Consider the following 23,125-nt stretch of genomic DNA (forward strand, 5'->3'; position numbering starts at 1 on the left):
CAATTTATGGGATAAGGGTTACACGAAGTTGATCACTGAAAGTTTTATTGTTTTTTACGGTCAAATCAACCTTAAAAGCAAGCGTGATGGTATCGCTTATTAAAGCCTCTGCTTTAGGAGCTAATTCAGTCTGATTGGTAAAATACAAATATGGTTCAGAAGATTTTGTAACACCTGCTTCAACATATTGTGCTATTGTTTGATATAAATCTTCAGTATAATAATGTTCTCCATCATCCATCAAAAAAAACCTGCTTACATCATCATTTTTTGCAATCCCGGCATACAATCCGTCACTAAGTACACTAACCTTTATATCAGTAATTTCACTTACCATTTGCGGATTAAGTCCATAATCCTGAGCATACTTATTGTCGGATTTCAGTTTCATCATTATAACAAATTTGTCAGCTGAAACCGTATCGCCACTATTTCTATAGTGATAATCATTCCTCAAAGACAGCTCAACCCCATCCACCTCATATTCCGGACCATAAGGTTCATTATCACCACCACTGCACGAGACACTTAATCCGTAAAGCAAAGTGATAACTACCAGTAAACTTCTCATTTTCATGTTTTAATAATTTGGTTTAGATTAATACCATGTCAATAACATACAACATAAAATATTATTGAAATATACTAAAAAAACATATAAAATACGACATGGTCGATTAAACAATTTCTAAATTATTATACAAAACAAATCACAATACTTACGATTACCTTAGAGATTTTTTAACAATAGATTGTTAGACTTTAGATGAGACTGCACTATTGTTTTAAACAACCTTTTAAAATCAATTCTGTTAATAAATAAAATACCTATCCAAGTCCAAATTGCTTTTCTCTTTGTTGAGGAAACAATTGAAAAATATTAAGTGAAGCACGGAGCAAAATATTCCGTGCTTTTTGTATTTTAGGGGCGGAATTAAATAATTAAAATTAAAAAATATGAATTATGAATTGATTCACTCCTAATTCATAACTCCTAATTCATAATTACCATGAGCTTCAAGTCGATTATCAAGTCCCTTATTCCCCATTTATCAGCCATCATCATTTTCTTAATTATTGGATTTGCATTTTTCCAGCCTGTACTGGATGGAAAACAGCTAAGAAAAGGAGATACCATAAATGCTCTTGGCTACAAAAAGGAAATCTCTGATTTTAGAAAATCCACCGGGGAAGATCCTTTGTGGACTAACTCGATGTTTGGAGGAATGCCGGCCTATCAGATTACCGTTGAATACAAATCACAGTTCATGCAATTCTTTAAAGAAGCAATGGAATTGCACACTCCAAGTCCGGTACGATACCTAATGATCTATTTGATTGGATTCTATATTCTGCTTCTATCTCTGCGGGTAAATCCCTGGCTCTCCATCGGAGGTGCCATTGCCTATGCTTTTTCAACCTATTTCATTATAATTATTGGTGCCGGCCATCTCTGGAAAGTAAATGCTTTGGCTTTTATTCCACCTGCCCTTGCCGGGATATTACTCACATTACGAGGCAAATACATATTAGGCGGGTTACTCGCCTCCTTCTTTCTGATACTCGAATTGTATTCCAATCACATACAAATGACCTACTATTTTCTGATTACGGTTCTTTGTATTGTTGCCTTTGAATTTTATTATCGCTGGAAACAAAAAGAGCTAAAGCAGTTTTTTACTGCCATTGGTGTTTTAGCCATTGCATCCATTCTGGCTGTTGGCGTAAACAGTTCCAATCTTTTCAATTCATACCAATACGGCAAACAAACCATTCGTGGAAAATCGGAACTGACATTAGGCAATAAAGACAATAAAACCAATGGTTTGGATAAGGATTACGCCACTCAGTGGAGTTATGGTGTTCAGGAAACTTTAACCTTGCTGATTCCAAATGCAAAAGGTGGTGCCGGCTCTCCTCAGGAAGCAACTCAGCTGGTGAGCTACCTAAGCGGGGGACAAATTGAAAATGTAGCCAAATACTACGATATTGAACCAATAAAAGATCACCACTACTGGGGAAATCAGCCTTTTACAGCCGGCCCTGTATATGTTGGTGCAGTTATTCTGTTCTTATTCTTTTTAGGATTGATTATTGTTCCCGGACGTTTTAAATGGGGACTCTTAACCGCCACTATTTTAGCCATTATGCTGTCGTGGGGACATAATTTCCAATTCCTTACCGATCTGTTTTTAGATTACTTTCCTCTGTACAACAAATTTAGAGTGGTTTCGTCCATTCTGGTTGTTGTTGAGTTGTGCGTTCCAATTTTGGCAATTTTAGCCGTTAAAAAAGTATTGGATGAACCAGAAGTCCTTCAGAAAAAAGTAAAATTATTTTCTGTGAAGTCAAACGTATTGGTTTTGCCATTACTCCTAACTGCCGGAATTTCATTGCTTTTGTATTTGCTTCCAAATCTTTTTCTTGATTTTATTACTCAGGCTGAAACAAGTTATTTTGCCCAGATAAAGTCAGGAAACCCAAATGCGGTTACTTACATCAATCAAATTCAATCGGACATTTTTAATGCCAGAGTTTCTATGTTTAGAGCCGATGCATTGCGAACCATTCTTTTTGTTGCTTTAATTGCTGTTCTCCTTTTCGGATATGGTAAAAAATGGTTTCAGGCTAATATTTTAATTGCCTGTATAGTTGTTTTGATTCTGGTAGATTTATGGCCGGTTAACAAACGCTTTTTAAATGCAGACAGCTTTGTTCCTAAAAAAGAACTGAAAATTGCATTCAATCCTACTCAAGCCGATTTTGAGATTCTGCAATCTGAGTTTTCGGCCCGACCGAAACTGCACGCATTGGCTCAAAAAGCTCAGGATGAATACAAAAAAGAGAACCGTAAAGCAAGCAAACTCGAATTGGCTATTGTCCCTTTCACCGTTCTTAATCAGCACAGCAATTACAGGGTTTTAAACACCTCTGTTCAAACCTGGCAAAACGCAAGTACTTCCTACTACCACAAATCAATTGGAGGTTATCATGGAGCCAAATTACGACGTTACCAAGAGTTGATTGATCATCACATCACAAAAAACAACATGAAGGTGATCAACATGCTAAATACCAAATACATCATCACACCCGATAAAGAGAAAGGAAATCAGGCGCAATTAAATCCTGATGCCTTGGGAGAAGCATGGATTGTTCCCAACTACAAAATTGTTGCCAATGCCGATGAAGAAATCATGGCTTTAAATACCTTCGATCCTGCAAAAGAGGCTTTAGTTGACAAGCGCTTTGCTCCTCAACTGCATGGATTTACAAGTCAAGCAGATTCTTCCGCAAGTATTTCAATGGAAACCTATGCTCCCAACAAAATCACTTATCTGTTCCAGGCTAAAAGCGATCAATTGGTGGTTTTCTCAGATATTTATTACCAGCCGGGCTGGAATGCTTATGTTGATGGGAAACTTGCTCCGCACTTTAGAGCCAACTACATATTACGGGCTATGAAAGTTCCAGGAGGAAAACACCAAATTGTATTTAAATTTGAGCCAAAAGCAATGGCCATAACAGAAGGTATTTCTGTTGCCAGCATGGTTTTATTCTTTCTTTTGCTAGCGGGAGGAATTGTATTTGGAATTAAAAATATCCGAAAAGAGACAATTTAAAATGAGAAGCAAGTATACACGAACCCAACAGTTTGTCAACTTCATGCAGAAAATTGTTTTTCTGCATATTGTCCTGTTTTTAATGCGTCGGTTTTATTTTCTATTGGAAAAATTGGTACCAAAAGATAAGCGGATTGCGCTCTTCTTTTTGACTGAAAAGGTATATTTCGACAATTCGAAGTACCTGTTTGAGTACATGCGCGAAAAAAATGATTTTAACAGCATTCTGTTCACGCCTTACAAATCTTTGTACCGTGAATTAAACACCAAATTTTCTGGCGAGGTAGTTTATTCTTGGTCGTTAAAAGGCTTTTTCCTCTTTTTAAGAACCAGACATGTCATTCTTTCATACGGAATTAGTGCAGCCGCTTTCAAGCCATACTACCTGCACGAAAAATGCAAAAACATCATCTATCTAGGACATGGTACGCCAATGAAAAAAATGGCCTTGCAAACCCCTCCCTGGCGCAGATATGCCAAACACAAGCAATTGCAAAAATACAGCTATATGGCAGGCTGTTCTCCTTTGGAACAAATTATTCATGCCGCAGGATTTAATATTGACATGAACAATGTTTGGGTGAGTGGCTTGCCCCGTAACGATTATTTGCTTCAGGATATCAATCTAAGTCCGTCTTTATTGGTTGCAAATCCATTTCTCGACCGTAAAATTATTCTATACGCTCCAACCTGGCGCGAAGAAGGTTACAAAACTCACTTTTTCCCTTTCGGGGATTTTGATGCAAAACGGCTTTCTCATTTTCTGGAAAAGGAAGACGCCTACATTCTGGTTCGAGGGCACAAAGAGGATATTAAACGAAAGTCTGTTGAAAAAACTCATGATTTCTTTTCTATTGACAGAGTACTAAAAGCTGATCAGGATCGATTCCCCGATGTGTATGAGTTATTGCCTTACGTAGATGTTTTGGTAACCGATTATTCATCACTTTGGATTGACTACCTGCTTTTGGATCGGCCAATTATTTATTTGCCATACGATTTAGACGAATACAAGCAATACAAAGGCTTTTTTATCGATTTCGATGAGAATACTCCTGGAGCAAAGTCAAGCACCCAAAAAGAATTTATAACGCATTTACAACGCTATTTCGAACAGCCTCAAACTCATGCCAAGTGGCGCAAAAAAATCAGGGATATGTATCACACTTATCAGGATACAGAGAGTTGCGAGAGAGTGTTTCAGGAAATTAAAAAATTGAATTAATGAATCTCAACAAATACTCCAAACCAATCATCTTCATTACCACCTTATTGGGCTGGATATTTATTGTTCCAATCACCTACCTTATTCCAAAAAAAAGGAATCTGATAGTGCTTATGGGAGCAAAAGATGGTTTTTTTATTGATAATGTAAAGTTCTTTTTCCTCTACATATCGGAAAAGGAAGGAGATCAGGAATTCTATTTCCTGACCGCAAATAAAGAGACCTATGAATCACTCAAACATCAATACAGCAACATATTGTACTACCCATCAGCCAAGGCCTATTGGATTTCGTTGAGATGTAAGGTTTTTGTAGTTGATAATTTTTCGTGGATGGACAATTGCCGGTTTCAGTTATTCTGGCGGGCAAAAATTGTTCAAATCTGGCACGGAATAGGCTTCAAAAAGATTCAGCGCGACAACAAATTCTTTATTCAGGAAACCAGCTCACTCTACCGCAGATTTATTTTGAATTTTGTAGGAAAACTACCTGTTTATGATGCACTTATCTCAACTGGGGAATTCTTTACTGAGTATTTTTTTAAGCCGGCATTTATTTCAGACCACTTTATTGATACGGGATATCCGCGTAACGACATCATTGTAAATCCAAAAAAATATAAGAATGTATTAATCAACTCGGATGAAAAAACCATTCGAAAAGTAATTGAATTGCGTAAAAAAGGAATCAAATCAATCTTGTATGCACCAACCTTTCGGGATACCGGAGGGGATGGTATTTCCGATGGAATTCTTGACCTTCAGAAATTGAATGAATTCGCCATTAAAAATGATTTTGTATTTATTTTTAAACTGCATCCACTGCCACAATATCAGTCTATAAGCAACGAATTCGAACGCATTCTTTGGTACGATAATGTGAAAGACGTATATCCTCTTCTTCCTGAAATTGATGGTATGGTGAGTGATTACTCTTCCATTTACATGGATTATATTTTACTGAACAGGCCAGTGTTTTTCCTGCTGTATGACCGCGAAAAGTACGAAACCAAAGATCGTGAATTACATTCCTTCTTCAACGATTTTATTATTGGACTTATTTCTACTACTCAAGAAAAACTGGAACAGGATTTACTCAGTACATTTACTGAAAATGACGATTTTGTTGAGGCTAGAACCCAAATTATCGGCAAATCATATTTAAATACAGATGATAACAGTTCTCAAAGAATTTTTAATTTCATTCAGGAACATTATCTTCGCAGGAATCAATAAAGCAAAACTATGAAGAGAGTAATCACCTTTGGAACATTTGACCTTTTTCACATCGGACATTTACGGATTTTAGAACGTGCCAAAGCACAAGGTGATTATCTTATTGTTGGTATTTCAACCGATGCTTTAAACTATTCCAAAAAGCAGAAAAATCCAATCTACTCAGAAAAAGACCGAAAGCGAATTATTGAATCGCTTAAAGTGGTTGATGAAGTATTTTACGAAGAATCATTGGAACTAAAAGGAGATTATATCAAACAATTTAATGCTGATGTTTTAGTGATGGGAAACGACTGGGAAGGCCGTTTTGATGAATTCAAATCACTTTGCGAGGTGGTTTATCTGGAAAGAACGCCATCTATCTCAACTACCGAAATAATTGAGATTATTAAAGAGTAATTTTATTCTTAGCCACTGATATCAAAAACGCTTACCTCAAGCCCAATTTCTCACGAACAAATTCGTTAAAATCATTCGAAATCTTAAGAAAAAAAGTGAGCAGCAAATAAGTACCTCCAACCAAAGTGCTTCGTACAAGAATATCAAATACAAACCAATCCATTTTTGGCAGTAAATAACCTAAATAAAAAGACGTAACAGTAATCCCTAAAACAAATAGATATTTCCTGTTTATTGGTTGAAATCCGTAGGTTTTCCAAAGAAATATGTATTTCATCAGATTAAAGATAAGGCTGGCAGTAAGTGAGGCTGCAGCTGCACCAACAATTCCCCAAACTGGTATCATAATTAAATTAGTAACAACTACCAAAGCACCAAAAATAAGCATAAACAGTGTTTGTATCCGATATTTAGGCGAAGCTTGAATTACCACACCACTAATACCCGACAGCATCTGTATAACATGCGAAATCCCAATGAAAAACATTACATATTTTCCTGCAATGTATTTATCCGGAACTATCTCAAATACATTTTCAACGTTCACCCAGACTCCAATAAACAGCAAACAACCTGTCATAAATTGATGCAAACCGCTTTGCGAATAAACTTTCCCGATGGTTGCAAGATCATCGCGTTTCCAAGCCTCAGCAATTACGGTACTTGCTATCTTCTTTAATGTGCGTGAAGGCATTGAAATTAGCATTCCAAAATTTGCCATTGTTGCATAAATACCATTTGCACCTAAACCGATAAAACTTACGATCATTATTCTGTCGATATTAGCCGTTAACTTATCGCTTAAACCATTCAGAATTCCAAATAAGGAAACATTAACCATAGATTTTCGAAGTTTGGGTGTTACGAACTTCAGATTAGATGCAAAAGAAATCTGACCTCGCTTTAGAAGAAGCAGAAATAGTAAAACAGTTGGTAAACAAAAAGCCACTACATATAAAAATACGAACTGCGAAAACTCCAATATATCTTTCCAGAAAAGGAGAATGATACAAAAGTTGATAAGTTTAAATACAATATCCCGATAAATTGTTCCCGAAACGGCATCGTACATCACTCTATTGTATCCTTCGAATAAATTAAAAAAGAGTGTGAAAAATACCAGAGGAATCAAATAAATCAGGTAATTTAAATAAAGTGGTGATTCGTTTGAATATAAACTGACAGCAACAGGATGCAAAAGAAAATAAGCAATCAAAGAAAGAATGAAGCCAATCATCCCAACCCAAAACAGAATGAACAAATATCCATTATGATTTCGATTTTCATTTCGAAAATAAGGGAACAATCTGGCTGTAACATTATTGAACCCGAAAGAAGAAAACTGCGTTGCAATTGTTGCAATTGCTACCAACCAATTCAACAAACCTATTTGGTCTGCTCCCAAAATCCTCGGAAACAAAATCCCAGTATTTATAAACCCTAAAATGGCTCCAAAATAGGAAACCACAGTTCCTTTAATGGTTTGTTGACGAATGATTCCCACCTTGCTTTTTTGTGTTAGGTTCTGATTTAATCACAAATTTAACAAAATTGATTTCTTGTGAAAGCATTTCAAATTCATATAAGTATGATATATTTTGATTGAAAAATTGTATTTTCGCATGTCATCCGGTCAAATCCGGATGAACATCTGATTAAATATATCGGGTAGAATTCTTTAATTTCATTTCAAATGGCATACAAAGAAAAAGGTACAAAACGAAGACTTCGCTCCTCTTACATCACTTCTGTAATTAGTATTTCACTGGTTTTATTCATGTTAGGATTAATGGGCTTACTAATTTTAAATGCCAATCAGATTTCCAATTACGTAAAAGAAAATATTGGAGTCACAGTGGTTTTAAAAGACAATATCAAAGAAGTTGAAATTCGTCGCTTACAAAAAATATTGGATGCCAGTGATTATGTGAAAGCTACAAAATATGTGGATAAAGAAACTGCTGCCAAAGAATTCGAGAAAGAGTTAGGCGAAGATTTTATCTCATTTTTAGGCTACAACCCACTTCGTGCCTCGATAGATGTAAAATTATATGCAGGATATGCAAATACAGATAGTATTGCGGTAATTGAAAAGCATTTATTAAAGCAATCGCAGGTTCAGGAAGTTGATTATCAAAAATCATTGGTGCATTTGGTAAACGAAAATGTGAAAAGAATCAGCTTAATCATATTAGCGTTTAGTGCTCTGCTTTTCACAATATCATTTACTCTAATCAACAACACCATACGCTTATCTATTTACTCTCAGCGCTTTATAATTAACACGATGCAATTGGTTGGTGCTACAAGAGGGTTTATACGCCGGCCATTTATGGCTAAAACCTTACTGCATGGCGTAATAGGAGCACTAATCGCCAACGCAATGCTTTCGGGTGTCATTTACTTGTCACAAAAAGAATTAAGTCAGGTAATCAATTTTAGTCATGTTGAAATGATTGGTGTCTTGTTCTTACTGATCTTATTAATCGGACTTTTCATTACCTGGATATCAACCTTATTTGCTGTAAACAAATACTTAAGGCTTGAGTCGCGTTCGTTGTATTAAGAACCGTTAACGTGTTAAAAAATCATAACACGAGACACTTCAGGAACTTTAGGCACATTTACCTCTAGGCACTTTAATTAGTTTATTGTAAATTTGGCATCTAATTGTCAAAACCGACAAAATTTGAGAACATGAACAAACAAGATAAAAAACTGGATTTTGCTCTTTCAAAAGAAAACTACAAACTTATCGTTATTGGGTTTGTTATTATTATAGTAGGATTCTTACTCATGATGGGCGGAGGATCGGATGATCCAAACGTATTCGATGAAAGTATCTTTAGTTTTCGAAGAATTACTTTAGCTCCAATGGTAGTGTTATTTGGTTTCGCTTTCGAAATCTACGCCATCATGAAAAAGCCAAAAGAACAATAAATATCCCCTTTTATGTATTTTTTCGGTTAGTTAACCGAAAATTTTTCTTTTTAATAATATGAACTGGATTGAAGCCTTACTTTTAGGCTTACTGCAAGGATTAACTGAATTTTTGCCGGTAAGCAGCAGTGGTCATTTAGAAATTGGCAAAGCCTTGCTAGGCATTCATGCCGAAAATAATTTAGTATTTACAGTGGTTGTGCACGGTGCAACAGTTTTAAGTACCATAATTGTATTTCGAAAAGATATTTTGGAACTTTTAAAAGGTCTTTTTAGTTTTCAGTGGAATGAATCGACACAGTATATTGCTAAAATTGCTGTCTCTATGATTCCAATCGGAATTGTAGGCGTGTTTTTTAAAGATCAGGTGGAAGAAATTTTCAATACTGATAAAATCCTGCTGATAGTAGGCTTTATGCTTTTAGTAACGGCTTCGTTTCTTGCATTTACATACTATGCAAAACAAAAAGAAAAAGATATTTCATTCAAAGATGCCTTTATTATAGGTATTGCTCAAACAGTTGCTGTACTTCCCGGAATTTCGAGGTCGGGAGCAACCATTGCAACCGGACTGCTTTTAAAAAATAAAAAAGCTGAAGTAGCCAAATTCTCGTTTTTAATGGTTTTAGTTCCTATTATCGGTGAAAACATATTAAGTGTTTTTAAAGGAACATATACTTCACAAGGATCAGTAGAATTAATGCCGTTGCTAGTCGGTTTTATTGCCGCTTTCCTTTCCGGATTACTGGCTTGCAGCTGGATGATTAAATTGGTGAAAAGAGGGAAATTAATCTATTTTGCAATTTATTGCCTGATTATCGGACTAATTGCTATTTTTGCAGCCTAATTACAAAATAAGGCATTCCCGTTAAATCCGATTCTAAATGATTCAATTTGAAACCGATAATGATTTTCAAGAAGGCGCTTTACTTCTTTTTAATAAGCCTTACGAATGGACTTCGTTTGATTTAGTAAACAAGATAAAGCATAAAATCAAGCACAAGTTTCATTACAAAAAAGTAAAAGTCGGACATGCAGGAACACTTGATCCTTTAGCCACAGGATTGTTGATTGTTTGCGTTGGGAAATACACAAAAAAAATAGACAGCTATCAATCGCAGGTTAAAGAATACATTGCCACACTAAAATTAGGAGAAACCACTCCTTCTTTTGATTTGGAGACGGAAATTGATCAGATTTACCCTACCGAACACATCACTAAAGATCTGATTGATGACAGCTTAAAAAGTTTTATTGGCGAAATACAACAAAGACCACCTGACTATTCAGCAGTAAAAGTAAACGGGAAAAGAGCTTACGAATATGCCCGAAAAGGACAGGAAATTGAGATAAAAAAGAAAACGCTGGCAATTGATGAAATAGAAGTTCTTGAATTTGAAAAGGACATCTTAAAAATAAGAGTTGTTTGCAGTAAAGGAACTTACATAAGAGCTCTTGCCCGCGATATTGGCCAAAAACTCAATAGCGGTGCACATTTAACCGCTCTTGAAAGAACTAGAATCGGCGATTTTCATATCAACGATGCCCTTGAAATTGAAGATTTTATAAAATTCTTAGAAAATTTATAACTATCTTGCGGTCTTTTCGTAAAAGGGAAAGCTTTGCTATCGCCTATCAACAAAAATCCAATATAAAAGTCATTCAGCATTATGAAGTTATCGAAGTTTAAGTACAAATTACCAACCGAACTTATTGCTTTACATCCAGCCTACAATAGAGATGAATCTCGCTTATTGGTGCTTCACAAAGATACAGGTAAAATCGAGCATAAAATCTTCAAAGATCTTATTGATTATTTTGATAATGAAGACGTTATGGTTTTCAACAACACAAAAGTTTTTCCTGCTCGTTTGTATGGCAACAAAGAAAAAACAGGCGCTGAAATCGAAGTGTTTTTGCTAAGAGAATTAAATCGCGAGCAGAGATTATGGGATGTTTTAGTTGATCCTGCCCGTAAAATCAGAATCGGTAACAAATTGTATTTTGGCGATGATGATTTATTGGTTGCTGAGGTAATCGACAATACAACTTCAAGGGGAAGAACTCTTCGTTTCCTATACGATGGCCCTTACGAAGATTTTAAAAAGGCACTTTACGGATTAGGAGAAACTCCTCTTCCTAAATTTATAGACCGTGCAGTAGAACCTGAAGATGCAGAACGTTACCAAACGATTTTTGCAAAACATGAAGGAGCTGTTGCCGCACCTACTGCAGGTATGCACTTTAGCCGTGAGCTAATGAAGCGTCTGGAAATTAAAGGAGTTGATTTTGCAGAGGTTACTTTGCATGTTGGTTTGGGTAACTTCAGAACTGTAGATGTTGAAGATTTAACCAAACACAAAATGGATTCGGAACAAATCGAAATTAACGATTTGGCCGTAAAAAAGGTAAACAGTGGTAAGAAAAAGAAGAAAAACATCTGTGCTGTTGGTACAACTGTTGTTCGTACTTTAGAAACCTCAGTATCAACCCAGGGAACATTAAAACCATTCGAAGGGTGGACCAATAAATTTATTTTTCCTCCTTACGATTTCAGTGTTCCTAACAGCATGGTTACCAATTTCCATTTGCCGCTTTCAACTTTACTGATGATGGTTTGTGCATTTGGAGGATACGATAAAGTAATGGTTGCTTATCAGGAAGCAATCAAAGAAAAATATCGTTTTGGAACTTATGGTGACGCAATGTTGATTATCTAAGATCAAAATATATATCCAAAAGTAAAGCTGTTGAATTCAATTTCAACAGCTTTTTTTTATCTCTAAACGACACATTAAAACGCATCTTAAAACTTTTTCCCTTGGTTCCTGATCCTTATTCCTCTGAGTTCACCATCCAGCTCGAAAATACATCCAGATAATTCCAGTAAGAAAGGATTAGTTCTTCAGGCACATCCAGCTCGGGCAAAAGCTTTTGGTAGCACTGCATCCAAACCTGACGTGCTTCTCTTGTTATTTTAAAATTTGCATGCCTTTTAACCAACATGGGGGCTCCCCTGTTCTGATTAAAATACTCCGGTCCACCTAAAACCTGAATAAAAAAATCGGATGAACGAAGTTTTGCCGCTTCAAACTCATCTTTATCCTGAGGAAACAAAGGACTAAACTTACTTTCTCTCAACATTTCATAATGATCGTCGACTAATTTTCGAATCCCGTCTTCACCCAGATATTTAAAAAAATCTTTATTTGGTCTGGTTACCTCGGGCCGTTCTCCAAAGGGATAATCTTTAATTTTCAATTCCATTGCAAGTCATTATTTAAGCAAATACTATATAAAATTATAAATATTCATTGGTTTTATTGCCTTCCATAATGGAAAAAAGACAAACCCATCTTATTTATTTTTTCCTTCGCACACAATTCTGTAATTTTAATTATCAATAGAAAGATCCTTTACCTCTCTAAATTTACCTTATCAAGATGAAAATCAAATGTCACTTTAAACAACTATTTGCTAAGCATCTGCAAATAACAATTCAGCTCTCATGAAAAAAATAATTAACTTTTTTATTGCATTGGTTTTTCTAAGTACACCGGCCTTCTCTCAAGATTGCGCCGTCTACATACCAAGCAATGTTGGCACCGAGCTCCATTATGAGATGAAAAATGCCAAAGGAAAAACTGAAGGCGTGTACACTCAAAAAATGATATCAGTAAAGGAACGCGGTGGAGAAACAACATTCGAATTGCTGCAAACCTATATGGATCCTAAAGATTCAAACAAAATAATTACACAAGACACAATTAGTTTCCGATGTAAAGACAATGTTTTTTACATCGATATGGAAAAATACCTGAATCAGAAACAGATGGAAGGCTTTAAAGATATGGAGGTTAAAATTACTACGGATGATCTGATTTATCCTCCTAAACTTTATCCTGGCTTGGAATTAAACGATGGCTCGATATCGCTTGAAATTGGAGCAGGAATGATGAATATGAACATGACCACCAATATTGTGAATCGAAAAGTTGAGGCTCTTGAAGACGTAACAACTCCTGCCGGTACATTTACATGCTTCAAAGTATCGGAAGATGTGAAAAGTAAAATGGGCATTGTAAATGTGCAACTGCACAACATTACCTGGATTGTAAAAGATATTGGAACCATCCGAAGTGAATCGTACAACAAAAAAGGAAAACTGAACAGCACTACAGAATTGATAAAAATTGTTCAATAAACTGGTAGAAATTAAAAGGAGAAAGCCCCAAACAACTTGGCACTTTCTCCTTTCACCTTTATGCTTTTAGCTTATTTAATTCATAATGTTTCTTGGTTTTCCTTGTAACCACAAACGGATGTTTTCCATCACAATATCAACCCGCTTGCCGAACGATTCGTTGGTGGCGAATGCCAAATGAGGCAACATGATTAAGTTAGGAGCTGTAAACAGAATGTGTTCTTTATCCAAAGGCGGCTCTTTTTCATAAACATCCACAGCAGCTCCTGCAATTTCACCATTTTCCAATGCTTCACAAAGAGCATCACTGTTAACAACCGGTCCGCGGGCTGTATTAATTAAAATGGCTGAAGGCTTCATTTGCTTGAATTCTTCTTTGCCAATAAATCCTTTGGTTTCATTTGTCAACGGAACATGAAGTGAAACAACATCCGATTCTTTTAATAAAGTAGGCATATCAACAAATTCAACGCCTTCTACGGTCTTTTCACTTCGGTTGTATGCAATTAGTCTGCAGTTAAAAACTTTTGCAATCTCGGCCACCCTAAGGCCAATTGCGCCGGCTCCAACAATACCAATAGTCTTGCCGTTCAATTCCGTTCCTAAAAAGCCGGCCCGGTCTCCACCAAAGCGGGTAATCGAATCGCCGGAAACAATCTTTCTGTACACCGATAAAATCATTCCAATGACTAATTCAGCAACCGATTCGGTTGAAAAACCTGCTGCATTGCTCACCAGAATATTTCTCTCCCGGCATATTTCCATATCGATATGATCGACACCGGTAAAAGCAACCGAAATCATTGAAAGATTAGGACAGGCATCCAAAAAAGCTTTTGTGATTGGGATATTACTGACAACAACAGCATCAGCACCTTCGGCACGCTTTATTAACTCCTGCTCATTCTCATTCCGATCGGTAAAAAAGATCAATTCGTGTCCAAGCGCTGCAAACTCCTGTTTTAACTGTTCATATTTACAAGCCGTAATTCCAATTGGTTCCAGTATAGAAAATTTCATCCGTTTATAATTTGTTTTTAAGTTGCTTCAAACCGAATATGATTTGAGTTAAGCAAAGTAAAAAAAACATACATCACTATCAATGCAATAGCATCTATTCTACAACATCAATACAAAAGTCTGTTTTGACGGGTAATAAGTTCGATTAAACGATTTTAATTTACAATCTCAGGTATTTTTTTCAACTTGTATTCACAATGGATCGCTAGATTTTAGATGTGAGATATTAGATTGATTTACAATATGCTTAATTTTTACACCTCTGCGTTGAGATATCTGCCAGCTAAATCACTCTGATTATCAGCCGTAAAAAAAAATAACGAACTCCTAATTCACAACAACTGATTTTCTCTTTCATCATGATCAATCAATCAGAACTTTATAACAAGATCCAAGACCAATTCATTATCACCTGGGAGAATTGTCCGGAGTATTTTCCTGGCACAGGAAAACGATTTTCCTATTTAGAAAAACGGATATGGGAATTAAAATTCGATCGCTTTATAAAGTTTGTACAAAGCGAAGCTAATTTTCAACAGCCCAACAAATTGGAAATACTGCGAAAAACACAACTATTTTTCAAAGAAGCTTTATCGTACTCCCCCGATCAACTTGAACTCATATTTTCCGATGAAATGCTCCATGCCACGAAAGATTTCATTCAAAAAGCATGGCTTTTCGATCCGGATTTGGGGAATACTGAAATTTTTCAGGCATTACGAAATGTGTGGATCATGCTTGGCCTGCAATCATTTTTCAGAAAAGAAATCAAAATTACACCTTCGCTTTTGGCCTACAGCCTTTTGTATCCATATACCGACAATCTGATTGATGATGCAAGCATTAATAAGGAAGAAAAAATCAATTTTTGCCAACGATTTGCTTTGCGGTTGGAAGGAGAATCTGTAAAATCGGAATCCGGCACTGAACAGCAAATTTACGATTTAGTAGAAATGATCGAATCTGAGTTCGATCGGGAAAATTACCCTGAAGTATACCATAGTCTGCTTGCCATTCACGATGCCCAAACCCAAAGTCTTGCATTAGTGAGCCATAAACCTATGCTTTCTGAAGAAGAAACCTTCAAAATTTGTATCAACAAAGGTGCCAGCTCGGTAATTGCTGATGGTTATTTGGTGCTGGGCAATTTAGACGAAAAGCAATTGCATTTTTTATATGAATACGGCGCTTTTCTTCAGATTTTAGACGATTTACAGGATGCCCGACAAGATTATCTGGATGGAGTTATGACTTGTTTTTCAAGAAAGTTACCTTACGAAAATTTGGACAAACTACTTTGTAAAACTTATTTTCTAGGCAAAACATTTCAGCAAAGCGTAACCAATTTATATCCTGACGAAATATCTTTTCAAGGTTTGATTAAAAAGAGTTTTGCTTTGTTGTTTTTAGTCTCAATTTTCGAAAATCAGGAAGGTTTCAGTGATGATTTTATTCTGAAAATAGAAAAATATGCTCCTTTCCGTTTTTCCTTTCTTCGCAAACAAAAAACAGATTTGGAACCTTTTCGGGATTTAATGCTGCAAAAAATTGATGAATATCGACTAAGCGAGAGCAACGCTTAATCAAAAAAGACTTTCCATTTCGTAAAGCCCGTTTAGTCTTTAGCAGTTCCTAATTATGATATCTCTTCGTCTGGATTCTCCGATTTAACCTCTTCCAGAATAACATCCTCTGCCGTAAGTAAGGGAGAAGCTTCCAAATCTTCTATTTCGAGCATATTCACCAATACATCCAGCGACTTGCCGATCTGTTCCAGTTCTTCATCGGATATTTTCTTTAATTTTACGGCTAACCTTTGCTGCAGCAAATCGGGAGCTTCCTGTAAAAGATTATCACCCTTAGAGGTTAATGCAATCAAAGTCGTTCTTCGATCTCCAATTTTAGGCAATCGCGCCAGCATTCCCTTCTTTTCCAAACGACTTATTATACCTGTAATGGTGCTGGAATTAAGATTCAACTGATCTCTGATTGATTTCTGAGTCGCCTGATAGTTAGGAGAATTTTTAAGACATTCCAAGCATAGTATCTGCGGAATACTTACTCCGTGATCCTTTTGGATTTTCTTTGATTCTAAATTAATAGATCGAATAATCCTCCTGATTTTAACAATAATATTCTTATAGTCCATTCATTGTAAATCTAATCGACAAAACTCATTTTCAGGGCAAAAATAACTAATTTGTCTTTAATGCAAGCTTATTGAAGCGGGTATCTCCAATAATAATCAACGAACTGTAAACTCTTCAGATAATGGCTTAATCCATAGGGGAAGCTTATAGAACACAGGCTTTTTTGTTCGCAACGGTCTTCACCCTTTTTTCAATATATCTTGAATTTAGAATCCTCAGTATCCCCATGTAATCCATATCAAACTCAATCAAATCACCCACTTTGTATTTATTCTTGTTATCATCCAGATCAATTACAATCATATCGGAACTTGCTCCTGAAATTTTTAAGCTTTTATCAACCAATTCGAGATGACTCACCTCAACATCAAGCAATCCTAAATCAACTATTGCCCTGTACGAAGTTTCTCCAATATTCGTTTTATCAATTTCATAACTGTCCCCTTCTAAATTTGTCCCAAATTCACCCATGGGAACAGTCGGTTTTTCAATCAATTCTATTATTTCTGAGTACAGGCGAAATACATCAGAATGCATTTTTTTGAATTTTGTATTGTTGTACACATCAGTTCCCAAAAATAAGGTTTCTCCAACCCTAAAATGATTGATTCCTTTTGGCAGTAAATTTTGAAAAATAAGTGGTATCGTAACCGACGAACCTCCTGAAACATAAGGAATTTGTTTGTTGAATTTTGCTTCAATCAATTGTTCGTATAAGCTCAGCTGAATTAACTTATCGTGATTTGGTAAAACACCGTACAAACAAGACAGATTTGCACCAATTCCGATCACCTGAATGTTATCCAGCCTAAAAACACTTTCATAAAAGGCAATAAAATCTTCGCCCAAAACGCCTTCGCGAAGTTCTCCCAACTCAATCATTATGATGATTTTGTGAGTTTTTTTCTGCTTTTTAGCTTCTTCTGACAAAAGCTTAATAGTCTCAAACTCTGTATTTACACTAATATCGGCATACTTCACCACACTCGAAATTGAGCGTTTTGCCGGAGGCTTAATGTAAATGGTTTCAATGTTGGGATTGATCGACTTGATCACTTTTAAGTTGGAAACCCGGGAATCACATATCTGAGTAAAATCGAATTTTAATAATTCGGTTAAAAATTCCTTATTTCCACACAACATTTTCGACACAATTGACCATTCAATTCCATTTTTTCTAAAAAGAGAATCGAGATAATCAAAGTTTGATTTTAATTTCTTAATATCTAAAGTTACAAAAGCCATAATTTCTAAGTTTTATTTGATTACCCTACGGGTTATACTTTCTGATAAATGTGCCAATATTTCATAGTTAAGTTCATCACTGATTTCACTAAAAGCGCTTACCTTTATTTCTGATTTGCCCTGCTTGCCAATCAAAACCACTTTATCTCCTACTTCTACCTTTTTAAGATGAGTCACATCTACGATCATCATATTCATGTTTACTACACCAATTACACTGCATTGATGACCACGAATAAGAACACGACCTTTATTACTCAATGAACGACTATAACCAAAAGAATACCCAACAGGAACCAATGCCGTTTTAATTTTGGATTGAGCAAGATATGAAATCCCATAGCCCACAAATTCTCCGCTTTTAACTTCCTTAAGAGCCATTATCTGACTTTGCCAGCCAAGTATCCTATTTAATGGATCTACCCTATATTCCTGGTTATTAATATACTGCACAAACACTTCGGTACTCGACCAAAAACCATAAAGCATAATCCCCACTCTTACCAAATCCATTCTTGTTTCAGGATAAACAATACTTGCGGCCGAATTGGCGACATGTTTGTACTTTGGTGTCAAATTATTCGCTTCCAATTCACTTGCCATTTCCTGATATCTCTGCAACTGATTCTGTATCCTAAAATGATTTGAGACACTTTCGGCTCCAGCCAGATGTGTACAGAATCCTGTTAGCTCGATATACTCAATGTTTTCTTTCACAATAGCAATGGCCGCATTTAATTCTTCCCTGTTTAATCCTGAACGATTCATTCCGGTTTCAGTTTCGAGATGAATTTTGGCTTTTACACCCAACTCTTTGGCATACTTAACTGCCAATTGTAAACGCTCCATATTAAAAACAAAGAATTCTATTCCTTTTTCGATTGCATCTTTAATATCCTTTTCGCTCAACCAACCCATAACCATTATAGAGGCAGGTTTGGAAAGGCAATTGTACACACGAAGGGCTTCACTGTAATAAAATACAGAAAAATGATCGATGCCATATTTATTAAATACGGGTACAATTTGTTCGATCCCATGACCGTAGGCATTGGCTTTCACCACAGCTGATATTTTTACTTTATCACCAAGTTTCGATCGTAAAAATGAAATATTATTTTGGATTGATTTTTCACTTAGTGATATTATTGTATCGTCAATCATTACTATACAGTACTTTTATAAATAGAATAGAATAGATTTACTCCCGTCTCAATGATATCATCAGGAAAATTAAAATCGGGATTATGAAGTTGAGGCTGCTCAGTTCCAGCACCCAACCCAAAATAACAGGCATTGAACTTTTCGGTATAGTAACCAAAGTCTTCGGACCATTTATAGGGCGTTTTAATATGCTCCACATTCAAACCATTCTGTCTTGCCGCTTGTTCTACGATATCAACACAGCAATTATTATTCATTGTTGCAGGAAACACTTCGGTATAGCTAATTTCACAAGCTAGTTTTTCCGAGCTCGCAATTTCCTTCACTATTTTCTCACACAAAGAAGTTAGCAATCTTAAATCTTTATTTTCGAAAGCACGCAATGTAATTCTCATTTCGGCATACCCCGGAGAAGTTCCAAAAGATATCTCGCCCAATTGAATGTGGATGATAGTTAGTAGAATAAAATCGCTAAACAGCTTTTTATCTGCCTTTAGAACATGAAGTTTCTTAATTATTTGTGAGATGGCATCGGCAGGACTTATTCCATCCTGAGGTTCGGCCGCATGAGATGTTTTTCCGGTAAGCTGAACAGTCATGCCTTTTGATCCGGAAGCAAAACTTCCCTTTTTAAGAACTATTTTATGTTTCTTAAGTCCAGGAATATTGTGCAGCGCAAACAGATAATCGGGCTCATTGTTTTTGAAATTCACATTTTCCAATACATCACATGCCCCCTGCTCCACTTCTTCGGCTGGCTGAAAAAGTAAAATCACTTTCCCTTTGGTCGGCCGATCGTTCGAAATTTTCTCTGCCAAACCAGCAACAATGGCCATGTGCCCATCGTGCCCGCAAGCATGAGATACTCCCTCATTTACTGAAGTATATTCATGTTCTGAAATTTCCTGAATAGGAAGCGCATCCAATTCGCATCTAAACATCACGGTTTTTCCCTGTTCTGCTCCTTGGAAAACAAATAATACACCTTTATCTCCAAGTCTGATCACCTCATCGGGCTTGTACTCATTTACAAAGTTTACAATCCTGTCTGTGGTCTGATATTCACGATTTGAAACTTCGGGATATTTATGTAATTCTCGTCGAAGCGCAATTATTTTCTCGTTCATATACTCAGATATTATAGAATGCTGTTCAATTAAAAATATCAATTGCATGAATAGGCATGCCTCTACTTTTTCAGTCGCATTTCAACATACTTGCTGCTAAATCCTACTTTTTCGTATAAAAATCGGGCTGGATTCTCTGGCTCAACATGCAAAGCAATATCACCATTACTAATTTTAATCACCTCTTTCATTAAGCCTTTACCTAAACCTTTTCCTCTTTGAGATTCATGTACAGCTATGTATACTAAAATATTCTCAGGAATATAACCTTCCATTCCGGTTCGGTTAATCACAACAGCACCAACTATTTCATCATTTTCCTTAGCAACTAAAACAAAACCGCCACCTGCCGGTTCATCCTTAACTGCATAAATAATTGCCTTTTCGATATCTTCCTTAGCATCTCCGTATTCATCTAAATGAGTATACAAAAAGCTCACAATAGCTTCTCTTTCTATACTATCAGGTTTTGAAATTGAAGTGTACGTTTTATAATTTACCATAAAAACTGTGTTTATATTAATTGTTAGGATTGAACCCCGTTTACAACAATTTAAGTATGCTGTCTTCAAACCATAAAGCTTAAAACATTTTTAAGTCTTAAATTGTTTCTACACCACAAAAGTAGTTTAATAAATACAAAAAGCCAATAAAAGCACCCACTATCGCCATCAATACAGCAATAAAACACTCGCTGATTGATTTTTAGAAGATCCTTACAGAAAGGTGTTTTTCTTCATTTTTGTAAATTAGTTGGATGTTATACATATTTGTTGTGTAGAACCTATTTAGATATTTTAAACAATTCTGCTAACCTGAAATTTAATGAGAATTTACCTTTAAAGCCCATTAAATACTTCCACAACCAAATATCAAATGAGCAAAAAAACAACCTGTATGAAAATCAATAATTTCAGTAAAAAAGATATTTGATTGGAATAAATAATTCCAGTGGTTAGCTTTGTATGAAATTGATCCAATGGATCAAGAATTCAGAGAAAAAAGCAGTAAAGATATGTCAGAAAATTACAAGTTTTTCCAGAATAAAAAATGCGAGTATTTCCCTTGTCACAAAGTAGAAAACGAAGAAGAATTTAATTGTTTGTTTTGCTATTGCCCATTATACATGCTAAAAGATAAGTGTGGAGGTAATTTTAAATATACAAACGGGTTTAAAAATTGCTCTGATTGTACCCTACCACATACCAAAAACTCACATGAATATATGATGAGCAAAATGAGCGTCGTTTCTAAAATAGGAAGTGAACGGGAGTAACTGCATTCTATTTCTTGCTACGGCAGCAATTTGTTTTCCGAATTTGTCACCTGATTAAACTGTTAATAACAGCTTGAAATACAGGTTTAAAGTTGCTTGGTGTGGTTTTGTGTAACTTAAGATTACTGCAATTATTAAATTGCATAAAAAATTCCAGTTCTTTACAAAGTGCAAGGGTGAAAGCTTCAGTTTTCACCAACCCAGACTCCAATACAAGGTGCTGAATATGAAAGAGTGATTCTTTTCGGTTCGCTTTACAATCCATTCGTGCAACCAAGCGGCCGTTCCATAAAATGGGGAGAGAAAAATAACCATATTGGCGTTTGGGCTCGGGCACATAACACTCAATCTGATAATTAAAATCAAAAATTGTTTGCATGCGCTTGCGTTGAATCAACAAGTTATCAAATGGTGACAGTATTTTTAGTTTACTGCGGGACAAAGGCTTTTTCAACAATTCAAGCGAATCCTGCAAAGCGTAGTAGTTATTTTCACCAACAGCAACCTGAACCAATTCACCATTCGAATGCATTTCCTGCAAAGTGGAAGAAATAAGTGCCTTGGTGTTTTTCAGTAAATAGACCATTTCAGAGGCTTGTCCCAGTCCGTTGGCCTGCAGGTAGCTTGTGATTAGAAAGCGTGCGTACTCATCCTGCAAAGGCGCTGAAGTGTCAATACCCTCAGGCAGTACTCTTTCAGTAAGATCATAAACTTTGTGGAAATTTTGCCGGTAAGGAATCATCAAATCGCCCTGCATAAACAGATATTCCAAAGCACGTTTGGAGGGTTTACTTGCCCAATCCATTTTCTTTTTACCGGTATACTCAAAATCCTTCGCCATTAAGGGACCTTCGCTGGTAATGCGATGCAGCACCAATTTCATCATCTTCTCATCGCGATCGTACCAATGCTTCTGCCTGCCGCTTGCAATCTCCTGTTTACGAACCAAACTAAAACGGTAATCGCACATGGGCAAATAAGCGGCTGCATGAGACCAATATTCAAAAACTTTTTTGTCAGCAATCAGTTTCTCAAGGTGGGAAGTTTCATAACCGGGATTCCGATTCCACAATGTATGATGATGAGCCCGCTGAATCACCGAAATGGTGTCAATTTGAATATAACCAAGATGCTCAATAGCCGACAGGGTAGCTTCAAGCGTTGTACCTTTCTGCTTTACCGGAGGCAGCTTTTGTGATAGTAACACCAGTTTTCTGGCTTCTTGAATGGAAAGTGTTTCTGTTATTTTGGTCATGTATATCTTCCTTATTACTGCTGCGGTTCAAAACCCAGTCCGAACTATTCTATCATTTGACACCAGCAATATAGCAAACAGAATGCTAAGCAAAAATTATCGAAACCATTTTTATAAGATATAGAACAGCGAAACTAATTTAGATCATTAACCCGCAACAAGCTGCTGCAATGCAAAAGGAACATGTCCAACATAGCATAAATCCCCTTTTTACAAATCCTTTTGCGCCCTCTACACACCTTAAAATTCATGATATTTCACT

Annotated in this window: 22 protein-coding genes; 12 read left to right on the forward strand and 10 right to left on the reverse strand. The window is 36.1% G+C overall.

What is annotated here, in order from left to right; translation table 11 throughout:
* Nucleotides 1–4 precede the first annotated feature (4 nt).
* Complete coding sequence (locus ACHZAX_RS18985) at nt 5–577, reverse strand: hypothetical protein (RefSeq protein ID WP_394698294.1); 573 nt, start codon at nt 575–577, stop codon at nt 5–7.
* Between the two features lie 433 nt (nt 578–1,010).
* Between ACHZAX_RS18985 and ACHZAX_RS18990 the strand changes: the two genes are divergently transcribed.
* The 4 genes from ACHZAX_RS18990 to ACHZAX_RS19005 are packed head-to-tail and all read left to right on the forward strand — an operon-like array spanning nt 1,011 to nt 6,482.
* Complete coding sequence (locus tag ACHZAX_RS18990) at nt 1,011–3,623, forward strand: YfhO family protein (RefSeq protein WP_320020188.1); 2,613 nt, start codon at nt 1,011–1,013, stop codon at nt 3,621–3,623.
* A 1-nt stretch (nt 3,624) separates the two neighbouring features.
* Nucleotides 3,625–4,848: a CDP-glycerol glycerophosphotransferase family protein gene (locus ACHZAX_RS18995; protein ID WP_320020189.1), complete on the forward strand. Its 1,224-nt coding sequence runs from the start codon at nt 3,625–3,627 to the stop codon at nt 4,846–4,848.
* Nucleotides 4,848–6,083: a CDP-glycerol glycerophosphotransferase family protein gene (locus ACHZAX_RS19000; protein ID WP_320020190.1), complete on the forward strand. Its 1,236-nt coding sequence runs from the start codon at nt 4,848–4,850 to the stop codon at nt 6,081–6,083. Before ACHZAX_RS18995 ends, ACHZAX_RS19000 begins: the two co-directional genes overlap by 1 nt.
* Before the next feature lie 9 nt (nt 6,084–6,092).
* The gene (locus tag ACHZAX_RS19005; RefSeq protein ID WP_101309747.1) at nt 6,093–6,482 is read left to right on the forward strand and encodes an adenylyltransferase/cytidyltransferase family protein; all 390 of its coding nucleotides are present in this window, start codon (nt 6,093–6,095) and stop codon (nt 6,480–6,482) included.
* Nucleotides 6,483–6,513: 31 nt separating this feature from the next.
* Here the strand turns inward: ACHZAX_RS19005 and ACHZAX_RS19010 are convergent, their stop codons facing one another.
* Nucleotides 6,514–7,986: an oligosaccharide flippase family protein gene (locus tag ACHZAX_RS19010; protein ID WP_320020191.1), complete on the reverse strand. Its 1,473-nt coding sequence runs from the start codon at nt 7,984–7,986 to the stop codon at nt 6,514–6,516.
* 189 nt (nt 7,987–8,175) lie between these two features.
* On the opposite strand from ACHZAX_RS19010, the gene ACHZAX_RS19015 reads away from it, so the two are divergent.
* The 5 genes from ACHZAX_RS19015 (at nt 8,176) to queA (ending at nt 12,142) form a co-directional block, all read left to right on the forward strand.
* The gene (locus tag ACHZAX_RS19015) at nt 8,176–9,048 is read left to right on the forward strand and encodes a cell division protein FtsX (RefSeq protein WP_101309749.1); all 873 of its coding nucleotides are present in this window, start codon (nt 8,176–8,178) and stop codon (nt 9,046–9,048) included.
* Between the two features lie 131 nt (nt 9,049–9,179).
* Nucleotides 9,180–9,422 (forward strand): DUF3098 domain-containing protein, encoded by a 243-nt coding sequence (locus tag ACHZAX_RS19020; RefSeq protein WP_101309750.1) that lies wholly within the window; start codon nt 9,180–9,182, stop codon nt 9,420–9,422.
* 58 nt (nt 9,423–9,480) lie between these two features.
* Nucleotides 9,481–10,269, forward strand: coding sequence for an undecaprenyl-diphosphate phosphatase (locus ACHZAX_RS19025; protein WP_320020192.1), 789 nt, complete (start codon nt 9,481–9,483; stop codon nt 10,267–10,269).
* Nucleotides 10,270–10,306: 37 nt separating this feature from the next.
* The gene (gene truB, locus ACHZAX_RS19030; protein WP_101309752.1) at nt 10,307–11,011 is read left to right on the forward strand and encodes a tRNA pseudouridine(55) synthase TruB; all 705 of its coding nucleotides are present in this window, start codon (nt 10,307–10,309) and stop codon (nt 11,009–11,011) included.
* Between the two features lie 81 nt (nt 11,012–11,092).
* Nucleotides 11,093–12,142 carry a tRNA preQ1(34) S-adenosylmethionine ribosyltransferase-isomerase QueA gene (queA, locus tag ACHZAX_RS19035; RefSeq protein ID WP_320020193.1) on the forward strand — a complete coding sequence of 350 codons (1,050 nt, stop codon included), beginning with the start codon at nt 11,093–11,095 and terminating at the stop codon, nt 12,140–12,142.
* A 115-nt stretch (nt 12,143–12,257) separates the two neighbouring features.
* On the opposite strand, the gene ACHZAX_RS19040 is transcribed toward queA, so the two are convergent.
* Nucleotides 12,258–12,689 (reverse strand): globin domain-containing protein, encoded by a 432-nt coding sequence (locus ACHZAX_RS19040; RefSeq protein ID WP_101309754.1) that lies wholly within the window; start codon nt 12,687–12,689, stop codon nt 12,258–12,260.
* A gap of 241 nt (nt 12,690–12,930) precedes the next feature.
* On the opposite strand from ACHZAX_RS19040, the gene ACHZAX_RS19045 reads away from it, so the two are divergent.
* Nucleotides 12,931–13,626 carry a TapB family protein gene (locus tag ACHZAX_RS19045; RefSeq protein ID WP_320020194.1) on the forward strand — a complete coding sequence of 232 codons (696 nt, stop codon included), beginning with the start codon at nt 12,931–12,933 and terminating at the stop codon, nt 13,624–13,626.
* A gap of 75 nt (nt 13,627–13,701) precedes the next feature.
* Here the strand turns inward: ACHZAX_RS19045 and ACHZAX_RS19050 are convergent, their stop codons facing one another.
* Nucleotides 13,702–14,646 carry an NAD(P)-dependent oxidoreductase gene (locus ACHZAX_RS19050; protein WP_320020195.1) on the reverse strand — a complete coding sequence of 315 codons (945 nt, stop codon included), beginning with the start codon at nt 14,644–14,646 and terminating at the stop codon, nt 13,702–13,704.
* Nucleotides 14,647–15,005: 359 nt separating this feature from the next.
* On the opposite strand from ACHZAX_RS19050, the gene ACHZAX_RS19055 reads away from it, so the two are divergent.
* Entirely contained in the window at nt 15,006–16,229 is a 1,224-nt protein-coding gene (locus tag ACHZAX_RS19055) for a class 1 isoprenoid biosynthesis enzyme (RefSeq protein ID WP_320020196.1), read from the forward strand.
* Between the two features lie 53 nt (nt 16,230–16,282).
* Here ACHZAX_RS19055 and ACHZAX_RS19060 read toward each other — a convergent pair whose 3' ends face one another.
* The 5 genes from ACHZAX_RS19060 to ACHZAX_RS19080 form a co-directional block, all read right to left on the reverse strand.
* Complete coding sequence (locus tag ACHZAX_RS19060; RefSeq protein WP_101309758.1) at nt 16,283–16,795, reverse strand: MarR family winged helix-turn-helix transcriptional regulator; 513 nt, start codon at nt 16,793–16,795, stop codon at nt 16,283–16,285.
* A 145-nt stretch (nt 16,796–16,940) separates the two neighbouring features.
* Nucleotides 16,941–18,041, reverse strand: a complete 1,101-nt coding sequence (locus ACHZAX_RS19065; protein ID WP_101309759.1) for an alanine racemase — start codon at nt 18,039–18,041, stop codon at nt 16,941–16,943.
* 12 nt (nt 18,042–18,053) lie between these two features.
* The gene (gene alr, locus ACHZAX_RS19070) at nt 18,054–19,205 is read right to left on the reverse strand and encodes an alanine racemase (RefSeq protein WP_320020197.1); all 1,152 of its coding nucleotides are present in this window, start codon (nt 19,203–19,205) and stop codon (nt 18,054–18,056) included.
* A 2-nt stretch (nt 19,206–19,207) separates the two neighbouring features.
* The gene (locus ACHZAX_RS19075; RefSeq protein WP_320020198.1) at nt 19,208–20,332 is read right to left on the reverse strand and encodes an amidohydrolase; all 1,125 of its coding nucleotides are present in this window, start codon (nt 20,330–20,332) and stop codon (nt 19,208–19,210) included.
* 62 nt (nt 20,333–20,394) lie between these two features.
* Nucleotides 20,395–20,835 carry a GNAT family N-acetyltransferase gene (locus ACHZAX_RS19080; protein ID WP_101309762.1) on the reverse strand — a complete coding sequence of 147 codons (441 nt, stop codon included), beginning with the start codon at nt 20,833–20,835 and terminating at the stop codon, nt 20,395–20,397.
* 512 nt (nt 20,836–21,347) lie between these two features.
* Here ACHZAX_RS19080 and ACHZAX_RS19085 point away from each other — a divergent pair.
* The gene (locus tag ACHZAX_RS19085) at nt 21,348–21,608 is read left to right on the forward strand and encodes a cysteine-rich small domain-containing protein (protein ID WP_101309804.1); all 261 of its coding nucleotides are present in this window, start codon (nt 21,348–21,350) and stop codon (nt 21,606–21,608) included.
* Between the two features lie 46 nt (nt 21,609–21,654).
* Here ACHZAX_RS19085 and ACHZAX_RS19090 read toward each other — a convergent pair whose 3' ends face one another.
* Nucleotides 21,655–22,863: a winged helix-turn-helix domain-containing protein gene (locus ACHZAX_RS19090; RefSeq protein ID WP_320020199.1), complete on the reverse strand. Its 1,209-nt coding sequence runs from the start codon at nt 22,861–22,863 to the stop codon at nt 21,655–21,657.
* Between the last annotated feature and the right edge of the window lie 262 nt (nt 22,864–23,125).

The organism is Labilibaculum manganireducens (genome assembly GCF_963665805.2).
GTDB lineage: Bacteria > Bacteroidota > Bacteroidia > Bacteroidales > Marinifilaceae > Labilibaculum > Labilibaculum manganireducens.

Excerpts from the sequence above, each read along its gene's own strand:
- ACHZAX_RS18985 (WP_394698294.1), bottom strand. The coding sequence starts at position 577 with ATGAAAATGAGAAGTTTACTGGTAGTTATCACTTTGCTTTACGGATTA.
- ACHZAX_RS18990 (WP_320020188.1), top strand. The coding sequence starts at position 1,011 with ATGAGCTTCAAGTCGATTATCAAGTCCCTTATTCCCCATTTATCAGCC.
- ACHZAX_RS18995 (WP_320020189.1), top strand. The coding sequence starts at position 3,625 with ATGAGAAGCAAGTATACACGAACCCAACAGTTTGTCAACTTCATGCAG.
- ACHZAX_RS19000 (WP_320020190.1), top strand. The coding sequence starts at position 4,848 with ATGAATCTCAACAAATACTCCAAACCAATCATCTTCATTACCACCTTA.
- ACHZAX_RS19005 (WP_101309747.1), top strand. The coding sequence starts at position 6,093 with ATGAAGAGAGTAATCACCTTTGGAACATTTGACCTTTTTCACATCGGA.
- ACHZAX_RS19015 (WP_101309749.1), top strand. The coding sequence starts at position 8,176 with ATGGCATACAAAGAAAAAGGTACAAAACGAAGACTTCGCTCCTCTTAC.
- ACHZAX_RS19020 (WP_101309750.1), top strand. The coding sequence starts at position 9,180 with ATGAACAAACAAGATAAAAAACTGGATTTTGCTCTTTCAAAAGAAAAC.
- ACHZAX_RS19025 (WP_320020192.1), top strand. The coding sequence starts at position 9,481 with ATGAACTGGATTGAAGCCTTACTTTTAGGCTTACTGCAAGGATTAACT.
- truB (WP_101309752.1), top strand. The coding sequence starts at position 10,307 with ATGATTCAATTTGAAACCGATAATGATTTTCAAGAAGGCGCTTTACTT.
- queA (WP_320020193.1), top strand. The coding sequence starts at position 11,093 with ATGAAGTTATCGAAGTTTAAGTACAAATTACCAACCGAACTTATTGCT.
- ACHZAX_RS19040 (WP_101309754.1), bottom strand. The coding sequence starts at position 12,689 with ATGGAATTGAAAATTAAAGATTATCCCTTTGGAGAACGGCCCGAGGTA.
- ACHZAX_RS19045 (WP_320020194.1), top strand. The coding sequence starts at position 12,931 with ATGAAAAAAATAATTAACTTTTTTATTGCATTGGTTTTTCTAAGTACA.
- ACHZAX_RS19050 (WP_320020195.1), bottom strand. The coding sequence starts at position 14,646 with ATGAAATTTTCTATACTGGAACCAATTGGAATTACGGCTTGTAAATAT.
- ACHZAX_RS19055 (WP_320020196.1), top strand. The coding sequence starts at position 15,006 with ATGATCAATCAATCAGAACTTTATAACAAGATCCAAGACCAATTCATT.
- ACHZAX_RS19060 (WP_101309758.1), bottom strand. The coding sequence starts at position 16,795 with ATGGACTATAAGAATATTATTGTTAAAATCAGGAGGATTATTCGATCT.
- ACHZAX_RS19065 (WP_101309759.1), bottom strand. The coding sequence starts at position 18,041 with ATGGCTTTTGTAACTTTAGATATTAAGAAATTAAAATCAAACTTTGAT.
- alr (WP_320020197.1), bottom strand. The coding sequence starts at position 19,205 with ATGATTGACGATACAATAATATCACTAAGTGAAAAATCAATCCAAAAT.
- ACHZAX_RS19075 (WP_320020198.1), bottom strand. The coding sequence starts at position 20,332 with ATGAACGAGAAAATAATTGCGCTTCGACGAGAATTACATAAATATCCC.
- ACHZAX_RS19080 (WP_101309762.1), bottom strand. The coding sequence starts at position 20,835 with ATGGTAAATTATAAAACGTACACTTCAATTTCAAAACCTGATAGTATA.
- ACHZAX_RS19085 (WP_101309804.1), top strand. The coding sequence starts at position 21,348 with ATGTCAGAAAATTACAAGTTTTTCCAGAATAAAAAATGCGAGTATTTC.
- ACHZAX_RS19090 (WP_320020199.1), bottom strand. The coding sequence starts at position 22,863 with ATGACCAAAATAACAGAAACACTTTCCATTCAAGAAGCCAGAAAACTG.